14 protein-coding genes are annotated in these 15475 nt (G+C 56.1%); 10 read left to right on the plus strand and 4 right to left on the minus strand.

Translation table 11 applies throughout. From position 1 onward, the window contains the following. Nucleotides 1-66 precede the first annotated feature (66 nt). Nucleotides 67-1005: a LysR family transcriptional regulator gene (locus AVCG78_RS08145; protein WP_071205021.1), complete on the minus strand. Its 939-nt coding sequence runs from the start codon at nt 1003-1005 to the stop codon at nt 67-69. 116 nt (nt 1006-1121) lie between these two features. Between AVCG78_RS08145 and AVCG78_RS08150 the strand changes: the two genes are divergently transcribed. The 3 genes from AVCG78_RS08150 to AVCG78_RS08160 all read left to right on the plus strand — a co-directional run bounded on the left by AVCG78_RS08150 (nt 1122) and on the right by AVCG78_RS08160 (nt 2923). Beyond that, nucleotides 1122-1355, plus strand: coding sequence for a hypothetical protein (locus AVCG78_RS08150; RefSeq protein WP_071205022.1), 234 nt, complete (start codon nt 1122-1124; stop codon nt 1353-1355). A 79-nt stretch (nt 1356-1434) separates the two neighbouring features. Continuing rightward, nucleotides 1435-1656 (plus strand): hypothetical protein, encoded by a 222-nt coding sequence (locus tag AVCG78_RS08155; RefSeq protein WP_071205023.1) that lies wholly within the window; start codon nt 1435-1437, stop codon nt 1654-1656. Nucleotides 1657-1909: 253 nt separating this feature from the next. Continuing rightward, a complete protein-coding gene (locus AVCG78_RS08160) occupies nt 1910-2923 on the plus strand; it encodes a GlxA family transcriptional regulator (RefSeq protein WP_015916280.1) in 1014 nt (337 codons plus the stop codon). A gap of 27 nt (nt 2924-2950) precedes the next feature. Here the strand turns inward: AVCG78_RS08160 and AVCG78_RS08165 are convergent, their stop codons facing one another. Then, a complete protein-coding gene (locus tag AVCG78_RS08165; protein WP_071205024.1) occupies nt 2951-3181 on the minus strand; it encodes a hypothetical protein in 231 nt (76 codons plus the stop codon). Between the two features lie 50 nt (nt 3182-3231). Between AVCG78_RS08165 and AVCG78_RS08170 the strand changes: the two genes are divergently transcribed. The 5 genes from AVCG78_RS08170 (at nt 3232) to AVCG78_RS08190 (ending at nt 7954) form a co-directional block, all read left to right on the plus strand. Continuing rightward, on the plus strand, nt 3232-4428 hold the full coding sequence (locus AVCG78_RS08170) for a hypothetical protein (protein WP_071584620.1): 1197 nt from the start codon (nt 3232-3234) through the stop codon (nt 4426-4428). A gap of 63 nt (nt 4429-4491) precedes the next feature. Further along, complete coding sequence (locus AVCG78_RS08175; protein WP_071205026.1) at nt 4492-5112, plus strand: phosphatidylinositol-specific phospholipase C/glycerophosphodiester phosphodiesterase family protein; 621 nt, start codon at nt 4492-4494, stop codon at nt 5110-5112. A gap of 30 nt (nt 5113-5142) precedes the next feature. After that, nucleotides 5143-5772, plus strand: coding sequence for an HAD family hydrolase (locus AVCG78_RS08180; protein WP_071205027.1), 630 nt, complete (start codon nt 5143-5145; stop codon nt 5770-5772). After that, entirely contained in the window at nt 5769-7253 is a 1485-nt protein-coding gene (locus AVCG78_RS08185; protein ID WP_071205028.1) for a glycosyltransferase family 2 protein, read from the plus strand. Before AVCG78_RS08180 ends, AVCG78_RS08185 begins: the two co-directional genes overlap by 4 nt. A 71-nt stretch (nt 7254-7324) precedes the next feature. Beyond that, nucleotides 7325-7954 carry a glycosyltransferase family protein gene (locus tag AVCG78_RS08190; protein ID WP_139191454.1) on the plus strand — a complete coding sequence of 210 codons (630 nt, stop codon included), beginning with the start codon at nt 7325-7327 and terminating at the stop codon, nt 7952-7954. A 105-nt stretch (nt 7955-8059) separates the two neighbouring features. Here AVCG78_RS08190 and AVCG78_RS08195 read toward each other — a convergent pair whose 3' ends face one another. Further along, on the minus strand, nt 8060-8728 hold the full coding sequence (locus AVCG78_RS08195; protein WP_139191455.1) for a hypothetical protein: 669 nt from the start codon (nt 8726-8728) through the stop codon (nt 8060-8062). Nucleotides 8729-8983: 255 nt separating this feature from the next. After that, a complete protein-coding gene (locus tag AVCG78_RS08200; protein WP_071584618.1) occupies nt 8984-12754 on the minus strand; it encodes a vitamin B12-dependent ribonucleotide reductase in 3771 nt (1256 codons plus the stop codon). A 14-nt stretch (nt 12755-12768) separates the two neighbouring features. Here AVCG78_RS08200 and AVCG78_RS08205 point away from each other — a divergent pair, with 14 nt between their 5' ends. Together AVCG78_RS08205 and AVCG78_RS08210 are read left to right on the plus strand one after the other, a co-directional pair. Continuing rightward, entirely contained in the window at nt 12769-13149 is a 381-nt protein-coding gene (locus AVCG78_RS08205) for a hypothetical protein (protein WP_156583019.1), read from the plus strand. 407 nt (nt 13150-13556) lie between these two features. After that, complete coding sequence (locus tag AVCG78_RS08210; protein WP_071205032.1) at nt 13557-15458, plus strand: methyl-accepting chemotaxis protein; 1902 nt, start codon at nt 13557-13559, stop codon at nt 15456-15458. Nucleotides 15459-15475: the final 17 nt, after the last annotated feature.

The following is a 15475-nucleotide window of genomic DNA, read 5'->3' on the forward strand; positions in this document are numbered from 1 at the left end:
GGCATCCAGGATGTAGAGATCGGACAAGGCGGTTCCAAGCCCCGTCGCCAAATTGCCTTTATCCGGTCAGGCGGCCACCGCTGTGTCGACACAGCCGCGATTTCCCAGCACGCAACGCACGTAATCGGCAACAGCCTTGACCGGCGGCGAGGCATCTTCACACAAGGCAAGACCGACCTCGTAACTGCCAAGATCCGGCAATCCATCACGCTCGGTCAGTTCCACCATATCCTCCTGCAACAGGAAGCGGGCAAGCGGCGCGACGGCGATATCGGCACGGATCGCCGCATATTGCCCGACGTGGTGACCGCAGAAATAGGCGATGCGGAATTCCTTGCCCCGGCGGGTCAATTCGGTCATGGCGCGCTTGCGCCACACACAGCTCTCATCCCAGACAGACAGCGGCAGCGGCGTTTTCAGATGGGCCTGACCGTGTTTTTTTCCAGCCCAGACCAGCTTTTCGCTCATCACTGTCATGGTGGGATCGGCGGCGATGCCGTTTAAGAAATTGAACAGTGTTACGTCCAGCCGCTTCTCATTCACCGCCTTGCGCAGCTCCACAGAACCGGCAATCGTCACCTCGATGGCCAGATGCGGCCATGTGCGCGCCAGATGAGTGAGAATACCGGGCAGGACCAGTTCGCCGATATCATCAGGTGATCCCAGCCGCACCACACCATTCATCTCGGGCGCCAAAAACCGTGCCACCGCCTCATTGTTCAGGGCGAGGATGCGCTTGGCATAGCTGAGCAGCAAAGCCCCATGCGGCGTCAACGTGACGGAACGGGCATCACGGCGAAACAGCGAGACGCCCAGTTGATCCTCCAGCTTCTTGATCTGCATCGATACCGCCGAGGGGGTGCGAAACACCATGTCTGCGGCAGCCGTAAAACTGCCGACCTCGGAAATCGCCACGAAGGTGCGCAGCACGTCATTATCCAGAAGCGGCAAACTGGCCGCTGCCAGAACGGTGGAAGGCATGGAGGGAGACTGGGAAAGGGTCATTGGACAACCATCAATTTTTCTCAACATAAAGATCATATCGTTTCGTTTGATTGAATGTCAATTCCACCTGACACTGTTTGCAACAAAGCCGTTCGGCATCAGGAGGAGTGAAAAGCATGGTCTTCGAAACAACACCCCGCCGCGTTCCACCCATGTTGCGGCTCTGGCTGGCCTTTCATCGCTGGCGGGAGAGACGCCATCTACGCCAGGCACGTGAAAAGGCGATGGCTCATCTTAATGGCTTGCCTGAATACCTGCGGGCGGATGTGGGCATCGTCGTGCCGGAACGGCCGGACAGCAAACCGATCACAATATGCGATGCGATAGATCACAAACATTCGCTTTATTGATCAATGAATACGGCAGATGATGTCTCTGCCGCCTCAGGACCAGAAAGTTCTTAGGCGAGATCAACGAAAGGAACTTTCCATGGCCTACATTTCTCATTCCAGCCCTTCGCGGCTGTTTACCAGCAGTATTATCCTCGCCGAGTCGGCTTTTCATGCCATTGCCACGTGGTTCAGTCAGCTAGAATCCTGGCGGCAACACCGCGCCATGGAAAAGGCGCTGGCAGAAGCCCCTTTCGATATGCGCAAGGATCTTGGCTGGCCTGCACACGACACGTGGCAGACCCGTCGCGACATGGTTTAAACGGCTTAAAACAGCTGTTTCATGCCTTGTTTCCGAGGGCCGTTAATCAAAATATCGTGTTTTTTCAATCGGCTGATGCTTTCGCATGCTCGTCATGCCCAATGATACTCTGCTGATGAAACACCCACAAATGGTCCGGCAATAATGATGTCAAATTGTTGTCGTCGGTTTCTATCGTGCTATTGTCGTTTTTGAGCTATTGGCGGAATTAAAAACTGTCAATTCTAGCAGATCTCCTCAGCACGGTGGCATCATGAGCAAAACGCCTGTTAAAAAACGCAATATCGTCTTTTTTCTTGTCCCGAATTTCACGCTATTGCCGTTTGCGGGCGCCATCGAAACATTGCGCATTGCCAACAGGATGCTGGGCTATGCGGCTTATGAGTGGCGGCTCTGTTCAGTCGACGGCAACAAGGTGTCGTCTTCGTCGGGCATCAGCATCGAGGTCGATTCGTCGCTTGCCGATGAGCGCCGTTTCCTGGCCGGTGAAAACCGGCCCAATATGGCGATTGTCTGTTCCGGCGTGTTTGTCGAGGAGTTCAACAACAAATCCGTCAACGCCTGGCTGCGGGAAGCCTATAACCGCAACGTCGCGGTCGGCAGCCTTTGCACGGGCGCCCACGTGCTGGCCCAGGCCGGACTTTTGAACGGCAAGCGCTGCGCGATCCACTGGGAAAACCTGCCGGGCTTTTCGGAAGCCTTTCCCCAGGCCGAGGTCTATGCCGATCTCTATGAAGTCGACAGCAATCTCTATACCTGCGCGGGCGGTACCGCTTCGCTCGACATGATGCTCAACCTGATCGGTCAGGATTTTGGCGAGGGCCTCGTCAACCGGGTCTGTGAACAACATCTGACCGACCGGGTCCGGGCTGCCGGAGACCGCCAGCGCCTGCCGCTGCGCGCCCGCCTTGGCGTGCAGAACAACAAGGTCTTGCAGATCATCGAATTGATGGAGGCAAGTCTGGCCGAGCCCTTGTCCCTGCTTGATATCGCCGACAAGGTGGATCTGTCACGCCGCCAGATCGAACGGCTGTTCCGCCAGGAAATGGGCCGCTCACCGGCGCGCTATTATCTGGAAATCCGCCTTGACCGTGCCCGGCATCTGCTGGTGCAATCCTCGATGCCAGTGGTGGAAGTCGCCGTCGCCTGCGGCTTTGTCTCCGCCTCGCATTTTTCCAAATGCTACCGCGAATTCTACAATCGCTCGCCCCAGCAGGAACGCGCCGAACGCAAACTGGCAACGGCAAAAGCGGCGGTTGCCGCATAAATATAATTCGCCACAGCCTACCGGTTTTTACAACACGCCCTCGTGCACCATATTTGGTACACGAGGGCGTTTCTGATTTTCATGGAATCGCAGCAACGCTCTTTGTTTTTGCCCATTTCCGGGTGCCAAAACCAGTTTCCAATTTTCCTGGAAATGCTCAAAGGTAAGCTGTAGCTCGCTATTGGTTGCATACGGTCCCGCATAAACCTTCTCGGTTTCAACCGCACAGGCAAGTGAAACGAAGACCGACAGCTTCATACAAGTTTGCCTTCCTACCGTGCCTTGTAACTGCGGATAGGAGTGCAACAATGACGATCGGCCTTGATGATTTGTCGCTTGAGCGACTGATGAAGGAGCGTGTGTGGACCTTCGGTAAAGCTGGCGCCGAACAGGTTTTTGCATCGCAGATATCCTTCGAGAGCGGCGGTTGGCTGCGCGGATATTCCCATACCAATGAAAACTCCTGGCGCGTGAAAGGCGGGGCGGTCGAGTTTCTGAGCCAGAACGCTGCTGTCACCACGCGATTCGATACCGTACGGTCTGTCGACGGACGCATCGAAATGGAGGGACAGTTCCGTCTGCCGGGAGAGCGTGGCGTTCATCTCTTGACGGAATGCGGCGAGGCACGGAAGCCGCAGAACAGAACCGCTCTTATCGTGCCCATTCACGACGCCTATTTCATCTATGGTATCAACCTGCTGTTTCAGAGCATCGGCGCCGACTACGACATCATTTTCGTCTTTTCCACCGATGCCGATCGCCTGCAGTTCAGAGAGATGCATCAGGCGTCCCCTTACCTGAACTACTCGTCCATCGTGCTGTCGGATTATTTCTCAGGCAGTGCGCTGTCGGTCGTGGCTGAGGGTAGAACCTGGCCGACGGTCAAGAAATTCCTGGCGCTTTCTCTCGCCCATAAGCTTTACGACTATCTCCTGTGCGTCGATGCCGAGACCTTCATTCTCAATAAAACGGGCTGGACCGAGGCCGCCGCAAGCGTTGTTTCCGCAGCACGCTGGTACGGCGGTACTCTGACTGCAAACCACTCGGCCGAAAGGCAGATCATGCACGCCTCGTCCATAAAGCTGGCACCGGCGGTCGATCATGAAAAAATTCAGGCCATTTCCGGCAATTGGGGCATCTATACCTGGTGGTGGGATATTCCGGTCTATTCGGCCAAGAGCATCCCGGGCTTTCTGGAGTGGATTGGCTGGGACGCCAGCCTCCAATTTGTGGAAAGGCTCGTCCACAGCGTATTCGACCATATCACCTACCAGTTCTACATGGCTCTTTACGGTGGTTTCTCGTTCACGATGGTCGAAGGCATCGCCCATGCGATGGAATTCTGCAACGCCGGGATTGTCTCCAAGGTGCATCAACAGATCCATCCAATGAGATGGACGAATGCCTTTGCCTACTCGCAGGACCCGAACTTTTTCCGAGAGAACAACTATCTTGCCGTCTATCACATCGACAGGAAGAGCTTTCCTCAGTTCAACCCCGGCTAGTTTCCGGGGAATTTGCAGTGGCCGGTGAAGCACCTATTTCGCAACGTTAGAATGGAAAGAGCGATGAAAATTCTCGCGCACAGGGGCTGGTGGCTGGAACCTGTCGAAAAAAACAGTGAAACGGCTTTCAGGCGCGCCTTTGAAAATGGATTCGGGGTCGAGACGGACACGCGCGACCAAAATGGCGTGCTGAAAATCGCGCATGACATGCCCATCGGCGACCAAGTGATGGATCTCGACTATTTTCTGGATCTGCACAAGAGCTATGCCGGATCAGGCACGATTGCCATGAACATCAAGGCAGACGGCCTGCACAAGGCGCTCCGCGCCTCGTTGGAGGGTGCCGGGATAACCGATCTGTTCTGCTTCGATATGGCTGTTCCAGATGCCATCGGCTATCTCAACAACGGCTTTATAACCTATACCCGCCATTCCGAACTCGAACCGCTGCCTCCCTTTTATGACAAGGCTCAAGGCGTGTGGTTGGATGCCTTCTATTCCGACTGGATCACTCCTGATGTCATCCAGAAGCATCTCGATGCCGGCAAGAAGGTGGCGCTCGTCTCTCCAGAACTGCACGGGCGTGATCATACCGCCGCCTGGGATGTTTGGGGTGATCTGACAGGTGACGACATCTCAATCTGCACCGACTTGCCGCACCTCGCCGCCGAGAAATGGGGATAAGCCAGCCATGAACCAGACGGACAGGACATTATGATCAAGGCAGTGCTTTTCGACATGGACGGCGTTCTGATCGATGCCAAGGAATGGCATTACGAGACGCTGAATGACGCGCTGGCGCTTCTCGGGCTCAATATCAGCCGCACCGAACATCTCGCCGTCTATGACGGCCTGCCAACACGCAAAAAACTGGAAATGCTGACCAAGACGCGGGGATTGCCGCCAAGGCTGCACGATTTCCTCAACACGCTCAAACAGAAGATGACCTATCAGGTCATCGTCGAAAAATGCCAACCGGTTTTTCATCACGAATACGCCCTCGCGCGCCTGAAGCGGGAGGGCAAGCATATCGTGGTCTGCTCAAACTCCGTCAGGTCGAGCGTCGAGGCGATGATGCGCCAGGCTGACCTGTTGAAATACCTGGATTTCTTTCTATCCAATCAGGATGTCGGCAAGGCGAAGCCCGATCCCGAAATCTACACGACGGCAATCGACCGGCTGCAATTGCAGCCAGAGGAATGCCTGATCCTGGAAGATAACGATCACGGCATACAGGCCGCCCGCTCCTCAGGCGCCCATGTGCTGGTGGTGGGATCGACCAACGACGTCACCTATGAGCGTATCATGAACGAAATCACCAAGATCGAATCGGCCCTCACATGAGATATCTTATCCCCATCGCGTCGAAGGATGATCTTTTCCCAAAGGATGAGTTTCATTTCCCCAAGCCTCTGATCGAAATCGACGGTTCGCCGATGATCTCGCTCGTCGTCAACAGTATCCGCAACCGCGATGCCTCCGCGAAGTTCATCTTTATCGTTCTTAATCAGGATGCGCTTGAATACAGTCTCGATTCGATTTTGAAATTGCTGGCTGGCGAAAGCACCGTTGTCATCAAACTGAACAATCCGACCATGGGCGCTGTGTGCTCGGCGCTGATGGCCGTCGATCATATTGTGGACGACGATCCTCTGGTGATCTGCAATGGCGACCAGATCATCGACGCGGATCTGGCAGGCATTGCACGAGATTTTATGCGCTCGGGAGCCGATGCCGGTGTCGTGACCTTCAATTCCGTACACCCCCGCTGGTCCTATATCCGTGAGGATCAGTCTGGATATGTCATAGAAACGGCGGAAAAGCGCGTTCTGAGCCGCAAGGCGATTGCTGGATATTATTATTTTAGAAGCGGCAGCCTATTTGTGGAATTTGCCCAGAATTATTTGCTGAAAGCCGACCCGTTTGGTGGAAAATACTATCTTTCCCCGGTTCTGAACGAGGTTATTCTCGCCGGTGGCAAGATCGTGCAGCACGAGATTCCATCCGACAGCTATATCTCGTTCTATTCGCCCAAGCGCATCGAATTCTATCAGAACGAGATCCGGGACAAGGTTGCCGCGATGACCAAGCCCGCCCGTCAGGTTCAGGTCGTCATTCCGATGGCGGGCCTCGGCAGTCGGTTTGCGCAAGTCGGTTACCTCAAACCAAAGCCATTCATCGACGTGAAAGGCAAGACGATGATCGAGCGCGTCATGGACAATCTGCGCCTCGATCATGCGCGCTTCGTCCTGATCGCCCGACAAGAACATCTGGATGCGGAACCCGACGTCGTCAGTGGCTTGAAGGCCCATGGCGATCTCGCATTTTCGCCGATCAACTTCGTAACCGAGGGTGCGGCTTGCACCGTCTTGACGGCGCGGACACATCTTGATCCCGATGCCCCATTATTGATTGCCAATTGCGACCAGATCGTCGATTTCGATTGCGCCGATTACATTCAAGATGCACTGGAGCGCGATCTGGATGGCTCAATTCTCTGCTTCAAGGACAAGGATCGAGACCCGAAATGGTCGTTCGCTCATGTGAACGATGATGGCCTGGTCGATGAGGTGAAAGAAAAGGTGGCGATTTCCGACAACGCGACCGTTGGCATCTATTATTTCAGACGCGCCCGCGATTTCATCGATGCCGCGACCGATATGATCGCCCACAACGATCGCTCCAACAACGAGTTCTATGTTTGCCCGGTCTACAACTACCTGATCAAGCAGGGAGCCAGGGTCGGCGTCTATCATGTCGCTCCCGACGCCATGCACGGTATAGGCACGCCTCCCGATCTGGAGGCCTATCTTAGGCTGATTTGATAAGCATGAAATGTATCGTACCACTTGCCGGGCCTGATTTGTGGACCCCGAAATATGGCTTTAGACCGCTGGTGGATATCAGCGGAAAACCGCTGATCGACGCTGCCTTGGGTGACAGGGCGTGGTCGAACCGGCTTCGGCCAGAGGATTACATCTTCGTCATCCGCGAGGTTCCAAACCTCGCGGAGCTTGTTGAATATCTGCGCCTGAAATGGCCCGGCTGCCGCATCGTGACACTCTCCGACCTGACCGGAGGCGCTTTGTTCTCTGTGCTCGCAGCAATGGCGCTCGTCACGCCAGACGAGCCCATCATCATCGATCTGGCCGACATCCTGTTCACGAGCGGACCAGACGACCCGGAGACACTGTTTTCGACGGAAGGATGCGGCGCAGTCGTGCCGGTCTTTGCCTCAAGCGAAAACTGCTACAGCTATTTGAAGATGACCGACGGCGTGGTGGTTGAAGCGAGGGAAAAACAGGTGATCTCGGAAAACGCCTCCGCAGGCGTATACATGTTCCGAAACATCCAGATATTCCTCAGTGCAGCCGTTCATATTATCAACAACCGCCAGACCATGAGCTATAAAGGCGTGCTTTTCATCTGCCCCATGGTCAACGGCGTCATCGCTGACGGCCACACCGTGCTGGCGCCCACTATTGAAAACTGCCAGCCGGTGGGAAAGATTTTTCACGAACGATAGAGCACGTCCATCTCCCAGCGTATCGGGCTTAACTTGCGATCGCGCAGCCTTTAGGCCTGACCACACTCATGCTAGGCAGCACTCGGAAAGCGCATATTGAGTAGCTTATGTTGACATGCCTAGAATTTTAGAGGCTTCCAAATTAGAAACTTCCACATATGCCGGAAATTGGCCGTTCGGTCGCATGAAATTCTTGTCAGCTTCATTATGAGTAAAGAATGCGAATTCGGTTCGGAAGTAGTGACCAAATATATCCTTGTAGATGATGATGCCAGTGATCAAGAGTCGCTCCTCTGGGTTAAAAGAACCTTCGCCGAACTCCCTGACCGCTTGGCTTCCGGTGGGCGGCGTGACTTTAGCGCGCCAATCGGATCCCTTTCCCAATGCTGTCCAACTTTTACTTGGATCCACACGTAACTTCACGCACAGCAAACGGTACATTTCGCTCTTTGGAACTCGCCGCGCTTCGACGCCGACAGCAAAAAATGGCGCAGGCGTCTCGCCAGAGTTTCGGCATATTACGACCAAATCACCTTTGTCGATACTGAGTTCCAATCCTGCGGCTTCGACATAAGCTCGGGTTTGACGATGGCCAAGTTCACGAGTAACCGCAAGGGTCTGTCGAGTTAGGCGCAAACTGAAAAACAGCCCGATCAAAGCCGCGACGCTTGCCAAAAGAGAGGCGACAGTAACCCAGAACGTGGCGGAAGCCCAGAATGCCTGCGACTCGGCCGCAATAGTGCCTCGAAGCTCAGCACTATCGGCAAACGTCAAGGATGCGGACAAGTGCCATAGGACTATAGGCAAACATAGTAAGTTCACATCTTCCTCCAAGGGCGCTCGCATTGTCGACTAGGACCTATCTAGTTAATGCGTATGCGCATGAAATGAGGACTAAATAACAACCTTAAATTTTTTCATGACTTGTTTTAAGAGGCATTTTCCGGGCACTTTTCAGTGCCCGGAGTCGATGATTAGAGTTCATTGCTTGGCTGGTTTCTCAGAAACAGGCTATTTACGAGCCGATAATCAGCTGCACCCACTCGTGCTGCCACACGTATCGCACTTTTCACACGTCCCATTCCGTACCATCGTAAAGTTCTGGCACTCGGAGCACATGTTGCCGGTATAGCCTTGGGCGATGGAGCGCATGCGGCGGGCGGCTTCGACTTTCTTGGCTTCGGCCTTGGCGGCTTCGGCTTCGTCGGTGGCGGCGTCGGAGAACAAGGTTTCCGTGACCATGTCTTCCACCAGTTCGGCGGCCCGTTCCTCGTAATCGCGCTTGAAGGACACGACTTCGGAGGTGGAAATGGCTGTCGTCACTTCCAGCTTGCGGGCGGCATTGCCGGAAAACGACGTGACATTCGCGGATGCCTTGGCCGGAGTGCCGGTTACGGCCCCACGGGGTTCGGCGGTTCCGGCCTGGCTGCTGGAGACCAGGGTCGGCTTGTAGCCACGGGTCAAGCCCTTGGAGACCACGTCGGCCTTGCCTTCCTTCACGCCGCGGCCAAGTGCCGTGGTGGAGAAGTCGGACGTGTCGACATGAGCCAGATCGTTGCGGCCGAGGTAGGAGATCGCCAGTTCGCGGAACACATAGTCGAGGATCGACGTGGCGTTCTTGATGGCGTCGTTGCCGGTTACCATGCCCGCCGGTTCGAACTTGGTGAAGGTGAAGGCATCGACATATTCTTCCAGCGGCACGCCATATTGCAGGCCGAGCGATACCGAAATCGCGAAGTTGTTGATGAAGGCGCGCAGAGCCGAGCCTTCCTTGTTCATGTCAAGGAAGATTTCGCCGAGACGGCCATCGTCATATTCGCCGGTGCGCAGGAAGATGGTGTGACCACCGATCTTGGCCTTCTGGGTATAGCCCTTGCGGCGGGTCGGCAGCTTTTCCTGTTCGCGGACGATCCGCTCGACAATGCGCTCAACGATCCGTTCGGTAATGGTCACGGCCTGGGCAGCCTGCGGCTGGGCCAACAGTTCCTCAACCGCGTCCTCATCATCCTCATCCTCGATCAGCGAGGAATTCAGTGGCTGGCTGAGCTTGGAGCCATCGCGGTACAGCGCATTGGCCTTCAGCGCCAGTTTCCAGGACAGCATGTAAGCTGCGCCGCAATCTTCCACCGTTGCCTCGTTTGGCATGTTGATGGTCTTGGAAATCGCGCCGGAGATGAACGGCTGGGCTGCTGCCATCATGCGGATATGGCTTTCGACAGACAGATACCGCTTGCCGATCTTGCCGCAAGGATTGGCGCAATCGAAGACCGCCAGATGTTCCTTCTTCAGGAACGGCGCGCCTTCCAGCGTCATCGCCCCGCAGACATGGATATTGGCAGCCTCGATATCCTTCTTGGCAAAGCCCAGATGCTCCAGCAAGTTGAAGCTCATGTCGGTCAGCTGTTCAGCACTGACGCCAAGCGTTTCCTTCAGGAAATCAGCGCCCAAGGTCCATTGGTTAAAGACGAACTTGATGTCAAAGGCAGCGCCCAGGGCCGCATTGACAGCCTCGATCTTCTCGTCGGTAAAGCCCTTGGCCTTCAACGAACCGGGGTTGACGCCCGGCGCCTGGTTGAGATTGCCATGGCCGACCGCATAGGCTTCGATCTCGGCAAGCTGGCTTTCCGTGTAGCCAAGCGTGCGCAGGGCTTCGGGAACGGCGCGGTTGATGATTTTGAAATAGCCGCCACCGGCCAGCTTCTTGAACTTCACCAACGCGAAATCCGGCTCAATGCCTGTCGTGTCGCAATCCATAACCAGGCCGATCGTGCCGGTCGGGGCAACGACGGAGACCTGAGCATTGCGGTAGCCATGCTGTTCGCCCAGTTCCAGCGCCTTGTCCCAGGCCGCCTTGGCATGGGCAATCAGCGCCGGATCGGAGCATTCAGCATGGACCAGCGGCACGGGATCGACGGCAAGACCCTCATAGCCTTCAGACAGGCCATGGGCGGCGCGGCGATGGTTGCGGATGACGCGCAGCATGTTGTCGCGGTTTGGTGCATAGCCCGGGAACGGACCAAGCTCGGAGGCGATTTCAGCAGACGTAGCATAGGAAACGCCGGTCATGATGGCGCTCAGCGCACCGCAGATGGCGCGGCCTTCAGCCGAGTCATAGGGAATGCCAGTCGACATCAGCAGGCCACCAATATTGGCATAGCCGAGGCCGAGCGTGCGGTATTCGTAGGACAGTTCGGCAATCTGGCGGGACGGGAACTGCGCCATCATCACGGAGACTTCGAGCACGACAGTCCAGAGGCGAACGGCGTGTTCGTAATCGGCAATGTCGATCTTCTTTGTATCGGCATCCTTGAACTGCAACAGGTTCAGCGAGGCCAGATTGCAGGCGGTGTCGTCCAGGAACATATATTCCGAGCACGGATTGGAAGCGCGGATCGGGCCAGCCGCCGGGCAGGTGTGCCAGTCGTTCATGGTGGTGTTGAAATGCAGGCCCGGATCGGCGGAGGCCCAGGCAGCGTAGGAAATCTTTTCCCAGAGATCGCGGGCCTTCAGGGTCTTCATCACCCGGCCATCGCGGCGGGCGGTCAGGTTCCAGTTGCCATCTTCTTCGACAGCCCGCAGGAAGTCATCCCGCAGCGAAACGGAATTGTTGGAATTCTGGCCCGAGACGGTCAGATAGGCTTCCGAATCCCAATCCGTATCATAGGTCTTGAATTCGAGATCCTTATAGCCCTGCTGGGCGAACTGGATGACGCGCTTGACGTAGTTTTCCGGCACCATATCCTTCTTGGCAGCGCGGATTTCGCGCTTCAGGGCCGGGTTTTCATTGGGGTCGAAGCAGGCGTCGTTATCGGCTGAGCAATTGACGCAGGCCTTCATGATCGCCTTCAGATGCTTGGCGACGATCTTGGAGCCGGTGACGAGAGCAGCAACCTTCTGCTCTTCTTTCACCTTCCAGTCGATGTAGTTCTCAATATCAGGATGGTCGATGTCGACAACCACCATCTTGGCGGCGCGGCGCGTGGTGCCGCCAGACTTGATGGCACCAGCGGCGCGGTCACCGATCTTCAGGAAGCTCATCAGGCCGGACGATTTACCGCCGCCCGACAGCTTTTCGCCCTCGCCGCGCAGATGGGAGAAGTTGGAGCCGGTGCCGGAACCGTATTTGAACAGGCGCGCTTCACGCACCCACAGATCCATGATGCCGCCTTCGTTGACCAGATCGTCTTCAACCGACTGGATGAAGCAGGCATGCGGCTGCGGATGCTCATAGGCCGACTTGGACTTGGTGAGCTTGCCGGTGAAAGGATCGATATAGAAATGGCCCTGGCCGGGACCATCGATGCCATAGGCCCAATGCAGGCCAGTGTTGAACCATTGCGGGGAATTCGGCGCGACGCGCTGGGTGGCGAGCATATAGGCCAGCTCGTCGCGGAAGGCGAGTACGTCTTCTTCTGTAGTGAAATATTTGCCCTTCCAGCCCCAATAGGCCCAGGTGCCGGCCAGACGCGAAAAGACCTGACGCGCATCGGTCTCCGAACCGTAGCGCTCGTCTTCAGGCAGATCCTTCATGGCCTTTTCATCGGCAACCGACCGCCACAGGAAAGACGGAACATCGTTTTCCTCGACCTTTTTCAAGATCTTCGGCACGCCAGCCTTGCGGAAATATTTCTGGGCCAGAATATCGGCCGCCACCTGGCTGAACTGCGCGGGCACATCGATATCGGCCAGCCGGAAGACGACAGAGCCATCCGGGTTCTTGATTTCGCTTACCGCCTTGCGGAATTCAATTTCCGCATAGGGCGACTGGCCGGGCTTGGTGAAACGGCGTTCGATGCGCATCTGGCTAGTCCTCGTTGGTCCAAGCACCCGGAAAAGGGCGCAGAATAGGTTTCACGGCACCACGTTCAAGCGGCTTGCCGTTGGTTCGCTCTCTTCGGAGCGAGGCCGATCATAATGATGGTCCGCTCTTTATTTTGCGCCAGCCTTATCCGCTAGATACTAAATATAGTATCAACAGCGTTTTCATGCCAGAACAAATGGCCGCAGCGCGCCAGAAAAATTCACAAGGATATCCGTGCGGTCAAAGCGTGGAAGCCATGACCGTTTCAAACCTGATGATGTTCGCTGATTTGAACCGACCTCGTAGACATCTCGGTTCAGCCGCCGCCGCAACAATCAATTCATTAACCCTGCCTGCGGGCAAGCGCAAGAGCTGGTCTGTATCGAAAATATGAACCCTATATGTTGTGGTCAGCATCTGTGGAAAACGGGGAAAGAGGCTAGCCTAGAGAATTCATAGGCTTGGCGGAAAAGCTTCATGATTAACGCTGGGTGAAGGTTTTTTTATCCACCGTCACATCGTGGCACGCAAGCAAGACGACAGAGGCCTGCCGCCGCATGTCTGCCTCTATCCCGAAACGAATCGGAGGTTTTTTGTGCCCAAGAACGCCCTGACCGTGCTCGCCTCCATCAGGAAACCCTTTAATACACAGGGAATATGTCTTGCTAATTACCAAACGAACTAAAGGGATATTAATGTTTGTGGACAACTATATCGGGACCAGGGTCTGGAATGATGTCCATGCCTAGATATGCTGCGCCAGTCGCCATGAGAGCGCCGGGCTGCGCTTAAGGTTTGGTCATGACCATCAGTAATCTGTCTATCCTGAAGAAGGTCAGCCTTCTTGTGGTGCTGATGGGCGTTGCGGCAGGCGCTATTGCCGCTGCTGGCGCCTTCGGCCTGTCTTCGCTTGGTGCCTCGCTTCAAAACACCGGACAACGTGAAGAAGTGGCCCGCGAGGCCATGGACCTGCGCGTCGACATTATCGCCATCAGCCGCATGACCTACCAGCTGGCTTTCGCGCCGGAAAAGGCCGCTGATTTCGCCAAGGAAACCGAAACGCGCTCCAGCGAAATGCTGGCGCGCCTGCCAAAAATCGCGGCCACCGCCGATGAGAACGAGCAGAAGCAACTGCAGGATGTTCGCACGACACTCAACACCTATTTCGACCAGATCCGCCAGATGGTGAAAGTGGCCGGTACCGACGCCGCCAAGGAACCTGGCGTGATGGCCAAGGAGCTTTCCAAGGCACTTGATGGACAAAAAGCGGTGACGGCAGCGGTCAAGGTCTACAGCACCTATTCCGCCAAAACCCTGTCTGCGGCCCGCAGCAATGCCATTGCCGACTCGCAGCTGACGATGATCGCGCTGTTGTCGACCGCTGCGATCAGCATCGTTCTCGGCGTTGCGGTCAGCACGCTGATTGCCCGTCGCGGCATCGTCAATCCGATCCGCCTTTTGACCGATAACATGAACCGGATTGCCAAAGGCGCCCTGGGTGACGCCATTCCGGGCACAGAGCGCGGCGACGAAATCGGTGAGATGGCCCGCGCCCTGGAAATCTTCCGGGCCAACAGATTGCAGATGCAGGAAATGGAAGCGCAGGAAGCCGCGCTCAACAGTCAGAGCAAGGATCTGCAATCCAGCATCAGCAGCATTGTCGCCTCGGCAGCCGCAGGTAATTTCTCGCAGCGCATCACCAAATCCTACGAGGATGCCGACCTGCAACGCTTCGCCTCCAGCGTCAACGAGTTGGTGGCCAATGTCGATCTCGGTGTTACCGAAGTGCGGCGGGTGATTGCCGCCCTCTCCTCTTCCGATCTCACCCAGGATATGCGCGGCAATTTCCAGGGCGCCTTCGCCGAATTGCAGAGCAACGTCAACCACGCGATGGCAACGCTTCGCGAAGCCATGCAAAGCATTCGCGGCGCTTCGGGTACGATTACCGACAATTCCGGCGAACTGAGTTCAGCCGCCAACCAATTGGCCCGCCGGACCGAACAGCAGGCTGCGGCCCTGGAAGAGACAGCAGCAGCGCTTGAAGAAATCACCACGACGGTCCGCACCTCCACTGAACGCGCCCATGAAGCCAACCAGATGGTGGAGCAGACCCGCAACAGTGCCGGAAAATCCGGCGAAATCGTCCGTAGCGCCATTGATGCGATGGGCCGGATCGAGCAATCCTCGCAAAAGATCAGCCAGATCATTTCGGTGATCGACGAAATCGCCTTCCAGACCAATCTCTTGGCGCTGAATGCCGGTGTTGAAGCCGCCCGCGCCGGAGAGGCCGGACGCGGCTTTGCGGTCGTTGCCCAGGAAGTCCGCGAACTGGCCCAGCGCTCCGCCAATGCGGCCCGCGAAATCAAGGCGCTGATCAACACCTCCGCCGATGAAGTCAAGGGCGGCGTCTCACTGGTTCTGTCCACCGGCGAAGCTCTCAACGAAATCGTCGGCCTGGTTGATCATGTCAATGGCCATGTGGCGAGCATCGCCCGCGCCGCTCAAGAACAGTCGGCAGCGCTCGCTGAAATCAACACATCCGTCAACCACATGGACCAGATGACCCAGCAGAACGCCGCCATGGTCGAAGAAACGACGGCTGCCAGCCAGGTCCTGGCCAGTGAATCCCGACAGCTGCTGGTGCAGCTTGAACGGTTCCGGCTGGAGGATAACAGACGGGGTGAGTATCGCGCGGTGGCGTAATCAGACCGAAGAGGGTG

It is taken from the genome of Gillisella vitis, from assembly GCF_021559775.1.
Taxonomy (GTDB): domain Bacteria; phylum Pseudomonadota; class Alphaproteobacteria; order Rhizobiales; family Rhizobiaceae; genus Allorhizobium; species Allorhizobium ampelinum.

What these genes read in the sequence shown, in the direction of transcription:
- AVCG78_RS08145 (WP_071205021.1), bottom strand. Translation starts at nt 1,005, where the DNA reads ATGACCCTTTCCCAGTCTCCCTCCATGCCTTCCACCGTTCTGGCAGCG.
- AVCG78_RS08150 (WP_071205022.1), top strand. Translation starts at nt 1,122, where the DNA reads ATGGTCTTCGAAACAACACCCCGCCGCGTTCCACCCATGTTGCGGCTC.
- AVCG78_RS08155 (WP_071205023.1), top strand. Translation starts at nt 1,435, where the DNA reads ATGGCCTACATTTCTCATTCCAGCCCTTCGCGGCTGTTTACCAGCAGT.
- AVCG78_RS08160 (WP_015916280.1), top strand. Translation starts at nt 1,910, where the DNA reads ATGAGCAAAACGCCTGTTAAAAAACGCAATATCGTCTTTTTTCTTGTC.
- AVCG78_RS08165 (WP_071205024.1), bottom strand. Translation starts at nt 3,181, where the DNA reads ATGAAGCTGTCGGTCTTCGTTTCACTTGCCTGTGCGGTTGAAACCGAG.
- AVCG78_RS08170 (WP_071584620.1), top strand. Translation starts at nt 3,232, where the DNA reads ATGACGATCGGCCTTGATGATTTGTCGCTTGAGCGACTGATGAAGGAG.
- AVCG78_RS08175 (WP_071205026.1), top strand. Translation starts at nt 4,492, where the DNA reads ATGAAAATTCTCGCGCACAGGGGCTGGTGGCTGGAACCTGTCGAAAAA.
- AVCG78_RS08180 (WP_071205027.1), top strand. Translation starts at nt 5,143, where the DNA reads ATGATCAAGGCAGTGCTTTTCGACATGGACGGCGTTCTGATCGATGCC.
- AVCG78_RS08185 (WP_071205028.1), top strand. Translation starts at nt 5,769, where the DNA reads ATGAGATATCTTATCCCCATCGCGTCGAAGGATGATCTTTTCCCAAAG.
- AVCG78_RS08200 (WP_071584618.1), bottom strand. Translation starts at nt 12,754, where the DNA reads ATGCGCATCGAACGCCGTTTCACCAAGCCCGGCCAGTCGCCCTATGCG.
- AVCG78_RS08210 (WP_071205032.1), top strand. Translation starts at nt 13,557, where the DNA reads ATGACCATCAGTAATCTGTCTATCCTGAAGAAGGTCAGCCTTCTTGTG.